The organism is Shewanella sp. SR1, from assembly GCF_020447145.1.
Taxonomy (GTDB): domain Bacteria; phylum Pseudomonadota; class Gammaproteobacteria; order Enterobacterales; family Shewanellaceae; genus Shewanella; species Shewanella baltica.
The window spans coordinates 21494-40565 of sequence record NZ_JAJAEF010000017.1; the positions used below are offsets into that span (position 1 = coordinate 21494).

A 19072-nucleotide genomic window follows, 5' to 3' on the forward strand; every position below is an offset into this window, starting at 1 on the left:
TGCTCAGTTGATAAACTAGGTTAATACGCTAAATTAAAAAGCTAAGTGAATCAGCTGGATTGATAAACTGGTTTAGATAGCCAACCACAAAAGTCACCCTAGGGTGGCTTTTGTATTTCGATGCTGTTTACTTTTATTGCTTACTCGTGCACAAAATTGTGCCTTAACTCTAGAATTCAACTAGGCCGACAGCGCACTGAATGGCTTGATTTGAGAGTGAGCTTGAATGTGGGTTTGAGTGTGAGCGTTGGTTTGCACTTGAGTTTGAAAATAAGCATTACTCTGCGTCAAAGCCATCGGATCTAAGCTTAAAAACTGCTTTCCGGCACTCATGCCCGCATGGTAATCATGGCGTAAATCGGCATCGGTACTCCCCAGTAACTTACTCTGCAAATTTTCAGCGGCAAAAATCTGCACTATCTCCACATCCTCTGGCGGATTTGCCATAAAATCCAATTCATCCTGATAGGCTTGTTCGTGCTGCACTAAATAATCTATGGTTTTCGGGCAAAAACCAGAAACACAAATCCAAGATTTAAGTTTATGCACCCAAGCCGATTGCGCCTGAAAATCCTCACTCACAGTGCGGATCACCACAATTTTGCGGGCACCACGACGATAGGCCTCACGCACAGGTAAAGGCGCTGCTAAGCCGCCGTCGAGATAAAAATCACTGTCGATAGCTTCGCTCAATGCTGCGCTGTGATGCGACCCGCTATGATTAGCCGCGCCGTTATTACAGGCCTTGTCACTATTACAGGCCTTGTCATTTAGCCAAGGCGTGAGTTTCACCCCTTGTTTATACAAAAATGGTAATGCACTAGAAGCTTTAAGCAATTCGCGCCACTGGCTTTTACTGCTTGGACTTAAAAAATATCCCTTGCGATCACTGGCATTGGTGGTGGTGATCAGTAACTGCCGATCACCGAGTGAGGCTGTCGCCGCGTTAAGATCTAATTTAAACATCCCTTGTCGCGTCTGCTCAAAATACCAATCTAAATCGACCACGTTACCGCCGACTAACCCGCGACCGAGTCGATAGAAACGTTTATGCCGCGACAAACCGCGGATCAAACGTTTGGCATAACCCTTTTGGCGGGCCAAAAAACTGCTGAGGTTCTGTGAGCCTGCAGATGTACCAATAAATAAATCAAAGGGATCGAAGCCGTCATCAAGCCAAGCATCGAGCACGCCAGCGGTGAAAATACCGCGCTGACCACCTCCTTCTGCAATCAAGGCCACCTGTGGGCTAGCATTAGATTGAGCGTCTTGGGAGGCTAAATGGCTGACGGCGTGCATAGGAAAACCTTATCGAATAATTCATATAAGGTGAGTCTAAACAAGCTGAATGAGAAAAGATAACGGATAGAAGCTATCATCTTAATAGGAAAATACTATTAAGATAGTGTACAAGCATTAGCCGGTGATGATAACGACAGCAAATACTGGCAGAAATAACGGCAGTGATAAGCAAGGTTAGGCAGGTTAGCTTGTTCGTCATCCTTAACGAACAAGCTATTTTCACATCAAGGCATTAAAACTTATGACTCAGTTCTAACGTGATATTACGCGGCTCACCGGGGAAATGGCCATTACGTTCGCTAAACCCACTGACGGCATATTCTTTGTCGAAGATATTTTTAAGATTTAAGCGAACTTGAGTTTGATCCCACTGGGTCGTCCAGCTCATGTCAAAAATCGTATGGGGCTTCACTATTTGACCATCGAGGCTGAACTGCTCGCCCACATAGTCCATACCAAAGGCAATCGCCGAATCGAGTGCATTGATATCGTAACGGGTCCATATCCCCGCTTGATGACGCGGCGCATTGGCAAAGTGCTTACTATCAAAAGTATTGGTTAAACTGTCGTTCGTGACCCCTTTAACCACTTCAGTCTCGTTATAGGCATAGTTTGCTGTGACGGTCAGGTTATCGGTTAAATCCCCCACCAGCGTCCATTCAAGGCCTTGACTGTGTACTTCACCCAAATTAAGTAAAGCGGGAATGCCATCGTCATCGCCAGTATTTAAAGGGTTAGCTTGAGCGACATTTTGTTTTTCAATGCGATATACGGCGAGCGTGGTCATAAACTGGCCATCAAGCCACTCATTTTTCATCCCAAGTTCAATTTGATTACCCGTTTCTGGATCGAGGAAACCGTCAGCAATATCTTGTGCTTGATCGGTTAAAGATGCTGGATTAAAGCTCTCAGAGTAATTCAAATAAAAGGACATTGAATCGATTGGGCGATAATTAAGCCCTGCCCTTGGCGTTATCGCGTTATCGCTGAAGGAGAAACCGGTCTTTTTATCATAGTCATCAAACTGGCTGAAACGCAGACCAGCAATCAATGACCACTGTTCATTAAAGTGCAAATGTTCCTGCACATACACGCCATAGCGGTTAGCGCGAGTGCCATCGGTATTTTTGTCTTGCAGCGTGTAACTACTAGGATCGGTTTCACCATAATTAAGGTCAAAAATATTCAGGTTGCCAACACCCGTTTTATCCGTCGCCAACTTGTAGCTATATTCGGTTTCAACATAGTGATAATCGCCACCAAACAGGAACTCATGTTCAAAACCTAAGGCATCGAATGCATAAACAAAATCATTGGTTAAACTGATTTCATCGTTGGCACGAGCTTGCACTCGGTATTCACGCTTAATGGTGCCATCACCCATAATGGGCTTTTTATTGGCATCTAAGGTCGCCCAACCTCTCGATTCATGATATTGCTGCGTGGAATCATTATTCAGATAACGGATCTGAGTCTTGACAGAGAAATTATCGGTGAATTGATGATCGAGAATCGATTGCAGCACCAGTGCATCCATCTTCTGGAAGTCACTCTTCTCATTGGCATTATAGGATGGCGCAACAAGGAAATTACCGTCATTATCGACAGGCACGCCGCGCAGTCGATTGCCGCCTAAATCCTGCTTAATGATATCGAAGGTCGTGGTGAGCTTAGTATCATCACTGATTTCGTAGAGTAACCCACCCGCCACTTCAGCATTTTGGCTATCGGCATTATTTCGAAAGCTATCTTCCTGCTGATAATAGGCGCCAAAGCGATAGGCGAGATTTTGGGTTAAGCCGCCGGTCAAATCCAGCGAGCCACCCATCATATCCTCGCTGCCGGTGCTCAATGTCAGCTCTTTACTCTCAACAAAAGTTGGTTTTTTAGTGACATAGTTGATCATGCCGCCGGGTTCACCACCTCCATAAAGTGCCGATGCCGGGCCTTTTAACACTTCAACCCGCTGCACATTAAACAGTTGCGGCACAGAAAATCCCGAATAGGGATCGCCCCTTACCCCATCATAAAAGACGTTGGCATCGTCACGGAAACCGCGAAAGGTTACGCCCGAATAACTGAACTCACTTACGCCAGCGATTGAGCGGTATAAATCGGTAATATTGCGCGCTGCTTGGTCAACGATTAACTGCTCGGTCAGCACTTGCACCGACTGCGGCAATTCCATCACATTAATCGCCGTCTTAGTGCCAACCGTCGTTTCTTTATCGACGTACATTTGCATCGCGCGGCCATGCACGGCAATTCGCTCAGGTGCTGCCAACTTAACTTGCTCATAGGCTGCAGGCTCAGTCGATGCAGGACTTGCAACGGGTGAGTTTGTAGATAAGGTCTGCTGTGGGGCCTCTTTATCGAGTACGGTTTCAGCGGCCAGTGCCGACTGATGTTGAGCGAGTGCAAGTGCAATTAATGAGTAGGCGAAACGAGTCTTCACAGAATGTCCCCAGCGCGAGCGCATAAAAATGGCATAAACCAAAGGGTTTACAAATGTATTCAAACGAATTGGCCGTCATTATAAAGAATGATTTACGAATAACAACGATTATCATTTGAATTTACATAAATGTGAAATCTGTTAGGTAAATAGCTAGCGTCAGCTCACATAATCCTTGTTGTGTTTGGTTATGACTAAAACGAAAAGAGCGTCAGTCGCACGGACCTTAGATAGAAGTTTTAATGTGGGACAAGCAAGAGACTCACAGTATCGAGCTCAATACCTGCATGGAACCGAAGAATGAAAACAAAAACCATACAAAAATAAAAACCAGCGACAGTGCGCTGGTTTTTGGCGGCTCTTGAGCTGTTCTAAAGCTGATTTGACTCAGCCGATAAGGTGAATGCTTAAAAGATAGCTTCATCCAATTGCGTGAGCATTTCACTCGCCTGCTCGATTTGCTTACGCAGACTGCGACCTTGCACCGCCCAGTAAGCCATATAAAAATCGGCAGTTTTCAATTTAGCTTGGTAAAATGCGGTTTCTTCAGTGCCCTGCTCCAGCGCCGCTAATGCAACCGCGGCACTTCTGGCCCACATCCACGCCAGTGCCGTCACCCCAAATAACTCCAAATAAGCCATTGAAGCTGCGCCAATAATGTCAGGATTAGTCGCCGCATGGGTCGCTAAATAACCACTGGCCTTTTGCAAATCACCTGCACAATCCATTAAACCACTCACATAGGGTTGCATCGCCGCATTCGTGCTATGCGACTTAATGAACTCAGTCACTAATGCCGACCATTGCTGCATCGCCGCGCCGCGGTCGCTAAGTAACTTACGCCCCACTAAATCCAGCGCCTGAATGCCGTTAGTGCCTTCATAAATCAGCGCAATACGGCTATCACGCACAAATTGCTCCATACCCCACTCATGAATATAACCATGTCCACCAAATACTTGTTGCGCATCGACACAGGCATTAAAACCACGGTTGGTGATAAAACCTTTCACAACGGGCGTAAACAGGGCCGCTAACTGGGATGCCGCTTTTGCTTTGGCGGGATCGGTATGGCGCTCAGCTTCATCGAGCCACAAAGCTTGTTGTCCAACTAAGGCTCTTGCGCCTTCATTAAAGGCTTTTTGCGACAGCAACATGCGGCGCACATCGCCGTGAACCAAAATCGGATCGGCGGCTTTTTCGGGTGCTTTGGCACCGCTTAAGGCGCGGCTCTGTAATCTGTCTTTGGCATAGGCTAGCGCATTCTGATAGGCAATCTCAGAGACCCCCAGCCCTTGCACGCCCACACCTAAACGCGCTTGGTTCATCATAGTAAACATGGCGCGCAGTCCTTGGTGCGGCTCACCAACAAGCTCGCCTAGCGCAGCTTCAAACACCATCACGCAGGTGGAGTTACCGTGAATGCCCATCTTATGTTCAAGGCCGCTGGCATATAAAGTGTTCGGCGCGCCTAGGCTACCATCGCCATTCACTAATACTTTAGGCACGGCAAACAGAGATATACCCTTCACGCCTTCTGGCGCATCCGGCAAGCGGGCTAACACGAGATGCACTATGTTGTCGGTGAGTTGGTGATCGCCTGAGGAGATAAAAATCTTCTCACCAGTAATAGCAAAAACGCCTTCGGATACAGGCACGGCTTTGGTGCGTAATAAGGCTAAGTCAGTACCAGCGTGGGACTCGGTCAAATTCATTGTCCCAGTCCATTCACCGCTGACTAATTTACTCAAATATTTTTGCTTAAGCGCATCACTACCGTGGGCATGGATGGCGGCATAGGCGCCATGGGTCAACCCCGGATACATGGCAAAGGCCATGTTGGTTGCCGTTTGTATCTCAGTGGCAAAAATCCCCACCACTTCTGGCAGGCCTTGGCCGCCATATTCAGGATCGCAGGTCAGCGTTGGCCAGCCATTATCAACAAACTGCCGATAGGCATTATCAAATCCTTCCGGGGTAATCACCTTGCCATCTACCAACTTACAGCCTTGCAGATCGCCGACACTATTGAGCGGCAGCATGACTTCAGTACTAAAGTCAGCCATACCTTGCAGGATCGCATCAACAAGATCTGGATCGATTTCATCGAACCCCTTAAGAGCATCTTGCTGATAAATATGTAACATTTCATTGAGGATAAATTGATAGTCGCGCAGCGGCGCTTGATAGACTGGCATAATCGCTTCCCTTTTCTTGTTAGACTGCAACTCAACTAAGTGATCTGACCACTTTGGTGCTCTGACCACTTTAGCTAAATTTGCCGAAAAAGAAAGCACCCCAACTACCAGCAAAGACTTTTGTTTACACAAACGAACAGCGAAACCGTAAATTGATCGCAACAAAGCCTTATGTTATCGCGGAAAACTTTGTAAGCTAACTGCCTGTTTTTCTGATATGCCAGCAGAGTTAAGGATATTGCTACTATGGGTTCTGTCACTACTAAAAAGCACGCCAACGGGCTCGATTATGTCGAAGTGAATACGGCGTTATGTCAGGCAAGAATTTTTTTGCAGGGCGCGCAAATAGACTATTTTCAACCCGTAGGAAAACCACCTTTGCTGTGGGTTTCATCGGCTGACGATTATCTACCCGGTAATGGGATCCGTGGCGGTGTGCCCGTATGCTAGCCTTGGTTTGGCATGAGTAGTGAAGCAAACTTCCCCCAACACGGTTTTGCCCGTACCCGCATTTGGGCACTGGAATCGGTAGAAATGCGTAATCAGTTAGTGGATTTACGTTTTAGCTTAAAAATCAGTGAGCAAGATAAAATTTATTGGCCGCATAACACTCAGGTCAGCGTGTTATTCACCCTAGGCGACACCCTGAGCATCAGTCTTGTGAATACCAACTTAGACGATGAAACCGTGACGCTTACCCAAGCGCTGCACAGCTATTTCCCGATTGAGGATATCCACCAACTCAAAGCCAGCGGTTTTAGTGGCTCCAAATACATCGAATTTGCCGAGGGGCCTTATCCGCAAACCACGGATGAAGTGCTGTTTGATCGCGAGACAGATCGTGTCTATACCGATCTCGGCCCAGTGCAATTATTGCATACGCCGCAGGGGATAATCGAAGTCAGCCGTGAAAACAGCCAATCAGCGGTATTATGGAATCCATGGATTGAAAAGTCACAACGCCTTGGCCGGTTTAATCCAGAAGATTATCTGACCATGGTCTGTCTAGAAGCGGCCAATGTTTTAGAAGATAAAGTCGTGCTTTCCCCAGGTGAAAGCCACAGTTTAGTGACGCATATTCGCTGGAAAGACTAACGATTTAATATCCTAGTTCTAAATATCTAGTCAAAAAACGATACAAACAAAAATGCCCAGTCCGATTTGCCAACGCTATCGGGACTGGGCATTTTTCTCAGTGCGAAACCAGAGTTTCTATCACTACAAGACCTAAGTTTTTATAACGATGAAACTTAAGGTAAAACTTATTTCGCCGATTTTTCTAAACGTGCCAACAGGCTAGACGTATCCCAACGGTTACCGCCCATGCCCTGTACTTCTGAATAGAATTGATCGACTAACGCGGTTAATGGCAAGTGTGAACCATTGCGGCGAGCTTCTTCTAAGGCGATGCCTAAATCTTTACGCATCCAATCGACGGCAAAACCAAAATCATAGCTTTGGCCCCACATCGTCTTGTAGCGATTTTCCATTTGCCAGCTTTGCGCCGCGCCTTTACTGATCACTTCAATCACTTTCTCGCCATCGAGTCCAGCCTTGCGCGCAAACTGTAATGCTTCAGCTAAACCTTGTACCACACCCGCGATACAGATTTGGTTCACCATCTTAGTTAACTGACCTGCACCAACCTCACCTAAACGCTCGGCGCAGCGGGCAAAGGCTTCAATCACAGGTTTAACACGGGCAAACACAGCTTCATCGCCACCAACCATCACAGTCAAGGCGCCATTTTCGGCGCCCGCTTGACCGCCCGACACAGGCGCATCGAGGAAATCAACGCCCTTTTCCGCTAACACTTGATGAAGCTCACGGGCAACATCGGCCGAAGCCGTAGTATGGTCAACCAGCACTGCGCCCTTTTCCATGCCATGAATAACGCCATCACTCCCTAATACCACTTCACGCAGGTCGTTATCATTGCCCACGCAAGTAAACACAATATCTTGACCCTGAGCCGCTTCCTTTGGCGTTGGGCAGCAGCGTCCGCCATAGGTGTCGACCCAAGTTTGTGCCTTAGCAAAAGTGCGATTATAAACAGTGACCTCATGGCCTTTGTTCAGTAAATGCCTCGCCATGGGATATCCCATTACGCCTAAACCAATAAATGCGACTTTTGCCATGAAGTGATCCTCAAATAGGTAAACAAGGTGAATCGAGTAGAAATTGCTGAATCGAGTTGTGTTTCGTCTGCCCAATATGTTACCGCTAAACCCTCAACAACAAATACTAAAAAAGTGCCAGTAAGTGTTTCAATCTATGGGTTCAATTACGGATGTTTATTTGGGGAATTAGGCAGTGAAAAATAATGGCGGCAGTTTAGCATTCATCCCGCACAGCGTCAGGTTGAAATCGGCCCCACAGGCAAACGCACTTTTCGACAGAGACAACAAAGACGCCATAAGCGCCTTTGTTGATGTAATTTATGGGGCTATTTCACCACATGGGCTTCCATTTCGGCGCCAATCTTTTTACGCATTTCCATCAAGCGCAGCGCAGAATCGCGCAAATGAATATCATGTTCAGTTTGCGGTATCCACTCAGGCACTGGCGTAGGCTGGCCATGTTCATCAACAGCTACCATGATCACAATACAGTGGGTAGTAAGATGACGTTCAGAGACTTTAGGATCGCCCGCCCGCACATCGATACCGATATGCATAGAAGTTTTCCCCGTATAAATCACCTTAGCGCTGACTTCGACTATGTTGCCCACTAAAATGGGTTGCACAAAACGAATGCCGCCCGCATAGGCTGTAATACAATATTTACCGCTCCAACCCGCTGCACAGGCATAGGCCGCGAGATCGATCCACTTCATCACAGCGCCGCCGTGGACCTTACCACCAAAATTTACATCCGCAGGCTCTGACAAAAATCTCAGGGTACTTTGTCTATCGATACCAGCCATATAACCTCAACTTATTCAGCCACTGTGGCTCAATGTCTTCGTGCAATAAGCTGAGTTTACGATAGAAATCCCCAATAGCGTAAAGATAATTACGATTGGCCTCGCCAAAGAATTCGATTTAACCAAAGTGACTAATAAGCACGCAGCAAAGCAGTAAACTCGGCAGGGCTAAGCGGTAAAGCCATAGCTGTAGCGCGCTGCTAACAAATCGTGTGCCCTTCGCAAAAGTGTACACACCTAAGCCAAGCATGAAGAAACCCAGCACTTCAAGACCCGAGGACATATTGCTGTCGCCACCGACATTAATCGCCGTCACCAATAAGGCAAACCAGACGACCACGTAAGCAGCTATTGCTAAGGTAAAAGTCTTGATCCCTATGTCCATGTTAGGATGCCAAACTTTAAATTCACCGCGGATCAATTCGGTCAGATTGGCCGTTAATGCGCCGATGAGGGGGACAAGCGGGATCACCGCAGGGTTTAACATGACACACTCCATCAAGATTAATACCAATCGTATTAAATATCTGTTCATTCAGCGGGAGTTCAACGCGCTTTAGACAAGGCGAAGGCTTGAAGGCATAGTGGTGCTCTGTCGAAAGCCTTAAACGCATTATAAAGCGCGTTGCCATGACGTTAACATCAGCCGCCCTTCGGGAGCCACACAGGCATCCCACTCCGGTGTTGCATTGACTTAAAAGGGAATAACCATTTTTGCGTCAATGCGCCTTGGATTGAGATGCCTGTGAGGCTCTGAACTGATTAGATATATAATGTGATTGGTATAAATATATCTATCATTATCTGTGGCCAATAGAATTAAACAAGCTTGATGAACAAAGGTTAACGTTATGGATATCAGTTAGTTAGAAAGTGATCCTTATCACAATAAAGGCGTGAAATAATGCTACTCAATTCACAATCTCAATGGATTTTATCCATAAAAAATGCGCCCTCAGGCGCATTTCTTCACTGTTTTTTTGCACTATCAATGCAAGTTTTACACTTTCTTAAACAGTAATGAACCGTTAGTCCCACCAAAACCGAAGGAATTACACAGAGCGTAATCCATCTTCACGTCACGGGCAGTATGAGCGACAAAGTCTAGGTCACAACCTTCATCGGGATTATCCAAGTTGATGGTTGGCGGTACGGCTTGGTCGCGCAGTGCTAGTAAGGTGAAAATCGCTTCAACTGCACCTGCAGCACCTAAGAGGTGACCCGTCATCGATTTAGTCGAGCTAACCAGCACTTTATAGGCGTGATCGCCAAATACAGACTTCACCGCTGCCGCTTCCGCTTTATCACCCGCAGGCGTAGACGTACCGTGCGCGTTGATATAGCCAATTTGCTCCAGTGATAACTTAGCGTCATTAATGGCATTGACCATAGCCGCAGCAGCGCCAGCACCGTCGCTTGGAGGCGATGTCATGTGGAAAGCATCACCGCTCATACCAAAACCGACTAACTCGCCGTAAATGGTCGCACCGCGCGCTTTAGCGTGTTCATACTCTTCCATCACCATCACACCTGCGCCATCACCGATCACAAAACCATCACGGTCTTTATCCCATGGACGACTTGCCGCAGTCGGATCGTCATTGCGTGTCGATAATGCTTTCGCAGCGCCAAAACCTGCCACACCTAAAGGAGAAGTAACATCCTCAGCACCGCCCGCAACCATCACGTCGGCATCGCCATAGGCAATGGTACGCGCTGCAAAACCGATATTGTGCACGCCTGTAGTACAAGCAGTCGTCACAGCAAAGTTGGGCCCTTTCATGCCAAACATGATCGACAAGTGACCCGAAATCATATTGATAATGGTACTAGGAACGAAGAAAGGAGAAACCTTACGCGGACCGCCGTTGATCAGTGCGCTGTGGTTTTGTTCAATCAACCACATACCGCCCATACCAGCACCAATAGCCGTACCGACACGACCTGGGTTTTCTTTGCTCATATCCAGACCTGAGTCTTGGATAGCTTGAATGCCAGCCGCCATACCATATTGAATAAAGAGGTCCATCTTACGGGCATCTTTTTTCGTTAAGTATTGCTCAACATCGAAATCTTTTACTGAACCACTGAAACGAGTGGTAAATTCACTGGCATCAAATTTGGTTATCGGTGCAATACCACTCTTACCAGAAAGCAAAGCCTTCCAAGTAGTATCGACAGTATTGCCCACTGGAGTTACTAACCCCAAACCGGTTACCACTACACGACGTTTAGACACGGCAGTCACCTTTAAATGCTAAATTTGTTAGTTCTGATAGATAAAACAAGGTTTTCTATCATTAGACAATTTCTTAAATAACGTTTATTTAGAAAAAATTCGCCAATCTGCGGCGAGCATCTCGTGGATAACAATTAAAACACGATCCAGAGACGATTGAATGGCACGGGGGCAGAATTTGACGGGGGTAAAACAAAAACAGGCGGCAAAAATGCCGCCTGTCTTCAAGAATTCAGAATTACTGATTCTTAGAAACGTAATCGATCGCTGCTTGAACAGTAGTGATCTTTTCAGCTTCTTCATCAGGGATCTCGGTATCAAACTCTTCTTCCAGAGCCATAACCAACTCAACAGTGTCCAGAGAATCTGCACCCAGATCGTCAACGAAAGATGCCGCTGGCTTAACGTCTTCTTCTTTAACGCCCAGTTGCTCTACAATGATTTTCTTTACACGTTCTTCGATGTTGCTCATTAGTTTTCTTTCCTATTCAAATTACGCACTTGCGTAAGATTGCGAGTAGTTTATTAGATTTGGCTGACAATGCAAGCTTAGTTTTCGTGGTCTAACCACGAAATTTCACTATCAATTGATACAGATCACTACTCAGTTGCGACAGAAATCCCTGCCATTCGCCCTTAAACCATGTACATGCCGCCATTCACATGCAAAGTTTCGCCTGTGATGTAAGCGGCTGAGTCCGAGGCCAAGAAGAGCACTGCGTTCGCAATTTCTTGCGCTTGCCCTAATCGTTCCATCGGAACCTGTGACATGATAGCTTTTTGCTGCTCTTCGGTCAGCTCATCTGTCATATCGGTCTGGATAAATCCAGGAGCGATAGCATTAACTGTAATTTGACGAGATGCAACCTCTCTTGCAAGAGATTTTGTAAATCCAATCAAACCCGCCTTTGCTGCCGAGTAGTTAACTTGACCTGCATTACCCATGGTACCTACCACTGAACCGATATTGATGATTCGGCCAAAGCGCTTTTTCATCATGGTACGCATCACAGGTTTTGATAGTCTAAATAACGATGTCAGGTTAGTGTCGATAATATCCTGCCATTCATCATCTTTCATCCGCATCAGCAGATTATCACGGGTTATACCCGCGTTGTTGACTAGAATATCAACATCACCGGCTTTTTCTTTGATCGAGGCGAATAAATGTGTAACAGATTCACTATCTGTGACATTAAGCACTAAACCAAAACCTTTGTCACCCAGATATTCTTGGATCGCCGCAGCGCCCTTCTCACTGGTTGCGGTTCCAATAACAACGGCACCGGCTTCGACCAGTGTCTCAGCGATCGCACGGCCAATACCGCGGCTCGCACCAGTCACCAAAGCCACTTTGCCTGTTAAATTCAGGTTGAAACTCATACAAACTCCTTACTCAGTTAATGCTGCTAATGAAGCGACATCATTAACCGCTTGGGCTGATAGTGATTTATTAATTCGTTTTGCTAATCCTGTCAATACTTTACCAGGACCACATTCCACCAGTTGGGTTATGCCTTTTTGGGCCATTAGATCAACAGTTTCGCTCCAGCGGACAGGACAATATAACTGACGTACTAATGCATCTTTAATGTCAGCAGCAGAGGTGGGTGATGCCACATCAACGTTGTTAATCACAGTAATCGTTGGGGGATTAAACTGTACATCGTTTAATGCCACGGCCAGTTTATCCGCCGCAGGTTTCATTAATGCGCAGTGTGATGGCACGCTGACAGGTAACGCTACCGCCATTTTAGCGCCCGCAGCTTTACAAGCCGCTGCTGCACGCTCAACCGCGTCTTTTTGACCCGCGATAACCACTTGACCAGGGCTGTTGAAGTTAACTGGGCTCACCACGTCGCCTTGAGCCGCTTCGGCGCAAGCATTCGCGATACCCTCGTTATCTAAACCGATAATGGCATACATGGCGCCTGTGCCAGCAGGAACCGCTTGCTGCATCAGTTGACCGCGTAACTCCACCAACTTAATCGCGTCTTTAAAATCCATGACTCCGGCGCACACTAAAGCAGAATACTCGCCTAAGCTGTGACCCGCTAACATGGCTGGCATAGGTTTGCCTGAAGCAACATAGGCACGCCAAATAGCCACGCTCGCCGCTAATAGGGCTGGTTGGGTTTTATCGGTTTCATTTAAGCTTTCAACGGGACCTTGCTGAACCAATGCCCACAAATCGTAACCTAAGACGTCACTCGCTTCGGCAAAGGTTTGCCCGACAACGGCGTGTGATTCAGCAAGCTCGGCTAACATGCCTAGGGCTTGTGAACCTTGGCCTGGAAATACAAAAGCAACATTTTCCATATTCAAATTACCTATGGCTAACTTAATTTATTGAAAAATCATGTGGAAAACACATGTAGAACTTAGAAGCGAATGAGCGCACTGCCCCACGCAAAACCGGCACCGAAGGCCTCAAGCAGCAGGAGTTGTCCACGCTGAATCCGGCCATCACGCACGGCTTCATCTAATGCGATGGGCACAGATGCAGCTGAGGTATTACCGTGTTTAGCTAAGGTCAATACGACTTTATCGAGACTCATATCGAGCTTTTTGGCGGTAGCATTGATAATACGGAAGTTAGCTTGATGTGGCACTAACCAATCAATTTCTGACTTATCGATATTGTTGATGCGCAGCGTCTCAGTCACAACATGGGACAATTGAGTCACTGCCACTTTAAAGACATCGTTACCTTTCATGGTCATAAAACCGACCGCTTCAGAGGTTTCGCCTTGGCGTGGTGGGAAAGCGCATTTCAATAAGTCGCCTTGGCGACCATCGGCATAAATGTGGGTAGAAATGATCCCTGGCGTTTCAGATGCACCAATCACAACGGCGCCCGCACCATCACCAAATAAAATAATCGTTGAACGATCTTCTGGCTCACATAGGCGAGACAGCACATCGGCACCAATCACTAAGACTTTTTTAGCCGCGCCCGTTTTAACAAATTGGTCCGCAACAGATAAAGCATAAACAAAGCCTGAACAAGCCGCAGCGATATCGAATGCTGGAATGGTATGCACGCCAAGCATGGCTTGGATTTCACAGGCCGCAGCCGGAAAGGCATTTGGTGCACTGGTGGTGCCGCAAACGATCATGTCTAAATCTGATGCTTCTATGCCAGCCATTTCCAGCGCTTTGAGTGCCGCTTGGTAGCCCATAGTTGAAACGGTTTCATCGAAGGCCGCAATGCGACGTTCTGATATACCTGTACGTTCAACAATCCATTGGTCAGTGGTTTCCACCATTTTTTCCAAATCTTGATTGCTACGCACCTGCACTGGCAGATAACTACCAGTTCCGAGAATTTTTGTATGCATAAGGAGGGATCAGTTATTTATATCTAAAAGAATCGACTCCAAACGATCTTTTATCATTTCAGGGAGTCGACGTTGAGCTTCCGTTACTGCCAAACTAATTGCTTGTAAATAGGCAGTTTCATCCGCGTTTCCATGGCTTTTTACAACTATTCCGCGCAATCCTATCAGACTTGCACCGTTATAGTGGTCGGGGTTCATCTGACTAAGGACCGCCTGAATACGTGGGGCGATAAGTTTAGCCAGAAAACGAACGAATAAACCTTGGGTTAGTCCCCGTTTTAACTGATGTACCAATAACTTGGCAATACCTTCTGAGGTCTTGAGCGTGATGTTACCCACAAACCCATCACAAACAATCACATCCACATTACCGGAGTAGATTTCATCGCCTTCGATAAAACCTGTGTAATTGATTTGATCTGTGTGTTGCAGCAACTGCGCCGCTTGCTGAACTTGATCGTTACCTTTAATTTCTTCAATGCCCACATTGAGCAAGGCGACTTTTGGCCGAGATTTCTTATCTACCGCTTCGCACAGGACAGAGCCCATCACTGCAAATTGAAATAAGGTTTCCGAGTCACAGGAAATATTCGCGCCCAAATCCAATAAATAGACAGGTTTTTGGGTCACCGCAGGTAAACAACTCACTAACGCAGGACGGTCAACGCCAGGCAAGGTCTTCAGCAACACTTTCGCCATTGCCATCAGCGCACCCGTGTTACCGGCACTCACACAAGCTTGCGCGCGGTCGTCACGCACTAACTCAATCGCCAATCGCATGGAACTGTTTTTACGTGTACGCAAAGCATGCACAGGTCGATCGGACATACTAACGACTTCATCGGTATGAATGATTTCTATGCGTGAAAGTAAATTCGCTTCCGCTTGACGTAGATAGACATCAATCTCAGTCTTGTCACCGACTAAAATGATTTTAAGAAAAGAATGTAATTGTAGTGCCCGCAAGGCTGCAGGCACCGTGACGTGGGGGCCATGATCACCACCCATTGCATCTAACGCAAGCGTCAGATTCGTCATTAGGAAACCAACAAATTACTTGTTGATTACCTTTTTACCGCGATAGAAGCCATCTGCAGTCACATTGTGACGCATATGGATTTCACCGCTGGTAGCGTCTACAGACAGCTGAGCAGTGCTCAGTGCGTCATGTGAACGGCGCATTCCGCGCTTTGAACGTGATTTTTTGTTCTGTTGTACAGCCATTGGCCTGTCTCCTAGATTACTTGCTCTTCAGTTTTTCTAACACTGCAAACGGATTTGGACGCTCCTCATGAGCGGGTTCGATCTCGCCTACAACCATGTCTTTAGATCCAGCACTGCAATCAATTTCTTGATGCATTGGGATTATCGGCATAGCGACTATCAATTCATCTTCGATCAATTGATGTAGACGCACTTCGCCAATTTCATTGCACTCAATTGGGTCATACGCATCCGGGAGCTCATCGATTTCTGCCTTAGTCCGGCATGGACCGAAGCAAAACTCGACCGTAACCTCAGTGGTAAATAGCGTCATGCAACGTTGACATATCAGAGTGAGCTCCGTCACAGCCTTCCCTTTCAGGTAGACTATCCCCTGTAAATCTACGCCACACTCAAGCGACACTGCCACATCGGAACAGTCGCCGGCACATAACTCATTTAATCTTTTCAATTGCACACCAGGAACAACGCCCTGATAAACTAGGCGACTCGAGGCGGCGCGAAATGGATCAATTGAAACCGGTATCTTTACTGTTTGCATAAGGCGCGCATATTATAGTTTGAAAACGCTAGAGTCAAAGAAAAAATTCTAACTTAAGTCCCAGTTTGCGACTTAAGCCTTTCTCCAGCCCCAACATTGAAATTGACGGAAGCGAAATAGTACCCAAGCCCGAGGTCGCATACAAGCATAAGCCGACTAAAATAGTCGCATTCACTGAAAAGAAACCGTAAAAGACGAAACTCTTGCACTCTCTAGCGCAGATTGGTCACAATATGAGTCACTCTTTTGCGGATATCCTATTATGCCAACCCCATTAATCTTAGCTTCGACCTCTGTATACCGACAATCTTTACTGCAAAAACTCGGTCTTCCCTTCGAATGCTGCAATCCTGATATTGACGAAACGGCGCATATCGATGAATCGGCCCATGCCTTAGTGCTGCGATTAGCCAAAGCAAAAGCCGTCGCAGGTGCAGAACAATTCCCCGATGGGCTGATTATTGGCTCCGATCAAGTTGCCGTCATTGATGGCAAGATTATCGGTAAGCCCCATGATTTTGACAATGCGGTCGCGCAGCTCACCCAAGCCTCTGGCAAGGCCATCACCTTTTATACTGGTCTTGCACTCTATAATGCCGAAACGGGCGCCATGGCCGCCGAGGTTGAACCCTTTACGGTTCATTTCAGGCATCTTAGCCATGCGCAGATTGTCGCCTACATAGAAAAAGAAGAGCCCTACTACTGCGCGGGCAGTTTTAAGAGTGAAGGCTTAGGCATAGCGTTATTTACCGAGCTTGAAGGTCGCGATCCGAATACCTTAGTTGGCTTACCACTGATATTACTGACAGAAATGCTGTTGGCCCAAGGTGTAGACGTTCTCGCTTAACCGGCTTACACGTTAGCTGATTCGTTTACTGAGGTTTTGCTCAGCATGCTCTGTTTATTAAATCGATTAAGCGCCCCCAAAAATGCCGAGCAGCAGATTCGTTTCATTGACGGGAAGATGGGACGTAAATAAAGGTAACAAAGAAGTACTCATGCGCAGCGGCATGTATTGCCGCTTCAGCATAAATAAATAGCAGTGCTAGAGGTATTGCAGCAATTGCGCAGGAGAGTCAATCAAAGCGATAGGTCCTGCTTGCAGTAACTTTTCGGCACTGTGGGCGCCATAGGTCACGCCAATACTATCAATCCCGGCATTGGCCGCCATGGTCAAATCCAGCAGAGAATCACCCACCATCAAGGCTCGGTTCGGGGCAATATTCAATTCTTTCAGCAAACTTGAGATCATTTCAGGATGGGGTTTGCTGTGCACTTCATCAGCGCAGCGTGATGCAACAAAGTATCGACCTAAGCCCGTTTGCGCAAAAACGCGGTCAAGCCCTGCACGGGCCTTACCGGTTGCAACAGCTAATTGATAACCTTGAGTATGTAACTCATCGATTAAAATAGGTGCTTGTGCAAAGAGTGGCGTTGGCGTGGTGTCTAAATGCAAATATTGTGCTTTAAACTCGGCGCGCATCTGCTGATATGGATCATCTTCGCCTTGGCTGAATGCATTTTTAGGATGCTGCTGATGCTGAGAATAGGCAGAAGAAGCGCTGAGATTAAGCCCATGAGGAAACAGGACTCGCAGCGCTTCTGTCATAGAAAGACCGATGATATCGCGAATATCGCTTTCGGTTGGGATAGGTAACCGCAATGCCTTAGCCATATTTTCAATGCAGGTGATAATTTTACCAATGGAGTCCATCAGAGTGCCATCCCAATCGAAAATCACTAAATCGTATTGCTTTATCTTCATCCTTGAAACCTATCCCCGTCGATTACACACGCTTTAACTTATCTAATAATTGCGACAAGTTTTCATCCAAAGGCGCAGAGACCCGCATCACTTCATCATTTTCTGGATGAATGAACATCAACTCAGCCGCATGTAAAAAGAGTCGAGCTAAGCCTAATGAACGCATGCTGTCGTCAAAACCTTGCTCGCTGTATTTATCATCACAGGCGATAGGATGACCCGCAAATTGGCAATGCACCCGAATTTGGTGAGTACGTCCAGTGACAGGGCTTGCCTTCACGAGAGTACAACCTTGGTAACGCTGCATAATTTTAAAGCGCGTTTCAGAAGGCTTACCTTCCGCATTAACACGCACTATGCGCTCACCGGATTTTAGGGTGATTTTTAATAAAGGCTGTTTAACGGCTTTATCTTGAGCAGACCATTCACCTTTAACTAAGGCCAAATAGTCTTTCTGCATCTTTTTATATCTGAGCTGATCATGCAGATGTTTAAGCGCGCTACGCTTTTTCGCCACCAACAACACACCCGAAGTATCTTTATCGAGACGATGTACTAGCTCTAAAAACTTTTGCTGAGGACGCAGTGAACGCAATGCTTCAATCACGCCGTAATCGACACCACTACCACCATGCACAGCAATGCCAGCAGGTTTATTCAGCACGATCAAATGATTGTCTTCGTGCAAAATACGGTCTTCGAGTTGCGAGACTTTGCTTAAGTTAGGCGATGGTGCGGTACGGTTATCAGGCTCTGCCACTCGGACAGGCGGAATACGCACTATGTCGCCAATCTGCAACTTGTACTCGGGTTTGATGCGTTTCTTATTCACTCGAACCTCGCCCTTGCGGACAATGCGATAGATCATGCTTTTCGGCACGCCCTTCAGCTTGGTCATTAAGTAGTTATCGATACGCTGTTCGAAGTGATCTTCATCAATCGTGATCAACTGAACCTGTTGTGGGGTGGATTCTATATTCATGATGCGCCATCTAATTATAACGGCCGCCATTGTACAACAACTGAGAAGAATTGTGCCTTTCCATTGCTGAATTTTTTGATTATTGCTATATTTCACCAG

General features: G+C 46.7%; 18 protein-coding genes and 1 pseudogene. 2 read left to right on the plus strand and 17 right to left on the minus strand.

The features are described 5' to 3' along the window. Positions 1-180 precede the first annotated feature (180 nt). From KV201_RS15480 to KV201_RS15490, 3 genes are all read right to left on the minus strand, one after another. Positions 181-1299, minus strand: a complete 1119-nt coding sequence (locus KV201_RS15480; protein ID WP_226059857.1) for a patatin family protein — start codon at positions 1297-1299, stop codon at positions 181-183. A gap of 235 nt (positions 1300-1534) precedes the next feature. Further along, on the minus strand, positions 1535-3781 hold the full coding sequence (locus KV201_RS15485; protein WP_226059890.1) for a TonB-dependent siderophore receptor: 2247 nt from the start codon (positions 3779-3781) through the stop codon (positions 1535-1537). A gap of 383 nt (positions 3782-4164) precedes the next feature. Beyond that, positions 4165-5955, minus strand: a complete 1791-nt coding sequence (locus KV201_RS15490; RefSeq protein WP_107404777.1) for an acyl-CoA dehydrogenase C-terminal domain-containing protein — start codon at positions 5953-5955, stop codon at positions 4165-4167. Positions 5956-6201: 246 nt separating this feature from the next. On the opposite strand from KV201_RS15490, the pseudogene KV201_RS15495 reads away from it, so the two are divergent. After that, a pseudogene (locus tag KV201_RS15495) lies at positions 6202-7050 on the plus strand (D-hexose-6-phosphate mutarotase). Between the two features lie 167 nt (positions 7051-7217). On the opposite strand, the gene KV201_RS15500 reads toward KV201_RS15495, so the two are convergent. From KV201_RS15500 to yceD, 12 genes are all read right to left on the minus strand, one after another. After that, a complete protein-coding gene (locus KV201_RS15500; protein WP_012587904.1) occupies positions 7218-8093 on the minus strand; it encodes an NAD(P)-dependent oxidoreductase in 876 nt (291 codons plus the stop codon). A 308-nt stretch (positions 8094-8401) separates the two neighbouring features. Beyond that, a complete protein-coding gene (locus KV201_RS15505) occupies positions 8402-8881 on the minus strand; it encodes an acyl-CoA thioesterase (RefSeq protein WP_006087464.1) in 480 nt (159 codons plus the stop codon). A gap of 118 nt (positions 8882-8999) precedes the next feature. After that, positions 9000-9368 carry a hypothetical protein gene (locus KV201_RS15510; RefSeq protein ID WP_012088890.1) on the minus strand — a complete coding sequence of 123 codons (369 nt, stop codon included), beginning with the start codon at positions 9366-9368 and terminating at the stop codon, positions 9000-9002. Beyond that, a complete protein-coding gene (locus tag KV201_RS15515; RefSeq protein ID WP_226059858.1) occupies positions 9289-9513 on the minus strand; it encodes a hypothetical protein in 225 nt (74 codons plus the stop codon). The genes KV201_RS15510 and KV201_RS15515 overlap by 80 nt, the downstream gene beginning before the upstream one ends. A 368-nt stretch (positions 9514-9881) precedes the next feature. Next, the gene (gene fabF / locus KV201_RS15520; RefSeq protein ID WP_011846537.1) at positions 9882-11120 is read right to left on the minus strand and encodes a beta-ketoacyl-ACP synthase II; all 1239 of its coding nucleotides are present in this window, start codon (positions 11118-11120) and stop codon (positions 9882-9884) included. Positions 11121-11358: 238 nt separating this feature from the next. After that, entirely contained in the window at positions 11359-11592 is a 234-nt protein-coding gene (gene acpP, locus KV201_RS15525) for an acyl carrier protein (RefSeq protein ID WP_006081231.1), read from the minus strand. A gap of 164 nt (positions 11593-11756) precedes the next feature. Then, the gene (gene fabG / locus KV201_RS15530; RefSeq protein ID WP_006081230.1) at positions 11757-12503 is read right to left on the minus strand and encodes a 3-oxoacyl-ACP reductase FabG; all 747 of its coding nucleotides are present in this window, start codon (positions 12501-12503) and stop codon (positions 11757-11759) included. 9 nt (positions 12504-12512) lie between these two features. After that, on the minus strand, positions 12513-13439 hold the full coding sequence (gene fabD, locus KV201_RS15535) for an ACP S-malonyltransferase (protein WP_226059859.1): 927 nt from the start codon (positions 13437-13439) through the stop codon (positions 12513-12515). A gap of 62 nt (positions 13440-13501) precedes the next feature. Next, on the minus strand, positions 13502-14461 hold the full coding sequence (locus tag KV201_RS15540; protein ID WP_006081228.1) for a beta-ketoacyl-ACP synthase III: 960 nt from the start codon (positions 14459-14461) through the stop codon (positions 13502-13504). Between the two features lie 9 nt (positions 14462-14470). Then, the gene (gene plsX / locus KV201_RS15545; protein WP_006081227.1) at positions 14471-15499 is read right to left on the minus strand and encodes a phosphate acyltransferase PlsX; all 1029 of its coding nucleotides are present in this window, start codon (positions 15497-15499) and stop codon (positions 14471-14473) included. Between the two features lie 15 nt (positions 15500-15514). Then, entirely contained in the window at positions 15515-15685 is a 171-nt protein-coding gene (gene rpmF, locus KV201_RS15550; RefSeq protein WP_006081226.1) for a 50S ribosomal protein L32, read from the minus strand. Between the two features lie 16 nt (positions 15686-15701). After that, positions 15702-16226, minus strand: coding sequence for a 23S rRNA accumulation protein YceD (gene yceD / locus KV201_RS15555; RefSeq protein ID WP_006087468.1), 525 nt, complete (start codon positions 16224-16226; stop codon positions 15702-15704). Between the two features lie 262 nt (positions 16227-16488). Here yceD and KV201_RS15560 point away from each other — a divergent pair, with 262 nt between their 5' ends. Continuing rightward, entirely contained in the window at positions 16489-17073 is a 585-nt protein-coding gene (locus tag KV201_RS15560; protein WP_011846535.1) for a nucleoside triphosphate pyrophosphatase, read from the plus strand. A 198-nt stretch (positions 17074-17271) separates the two neighbouring features. Here the strand turns inward: KV201_RS15560 and KV201_RS15565 are convergent, their stop codons facing one another. Both KV201_RS15565 and rluC read right to left on the minus strand, forming a co-directional pair. Continuing rightward, positions 17272-17991 (minus strand): HAD family hydrolase, encoded by a 720-nt coding sequence (locus KV201_RS15565; RefSeq protein ID WP_226059860.1) that lies wholly within the window; start codon positions 17989-17991, stop codon positions 17272-17274. A gap of 22 nt (positions 17992-18013) precedes the next feature. Next, the gene (rluC, locus tag KV201_RS15570; protein WP_012587983.1) at positions 18014-18973 is read right to left on the minus strand and encodes a 23S rRNA pseudouridine(955/2504/2580) synthase RluC; all 960 of its coding nucleotides are present in this window, start codon (positions 18971-18973) and stop codon (positions 18014-18016) included. Positions 18974-19072 lie beyond the last annotated feature (99 nt).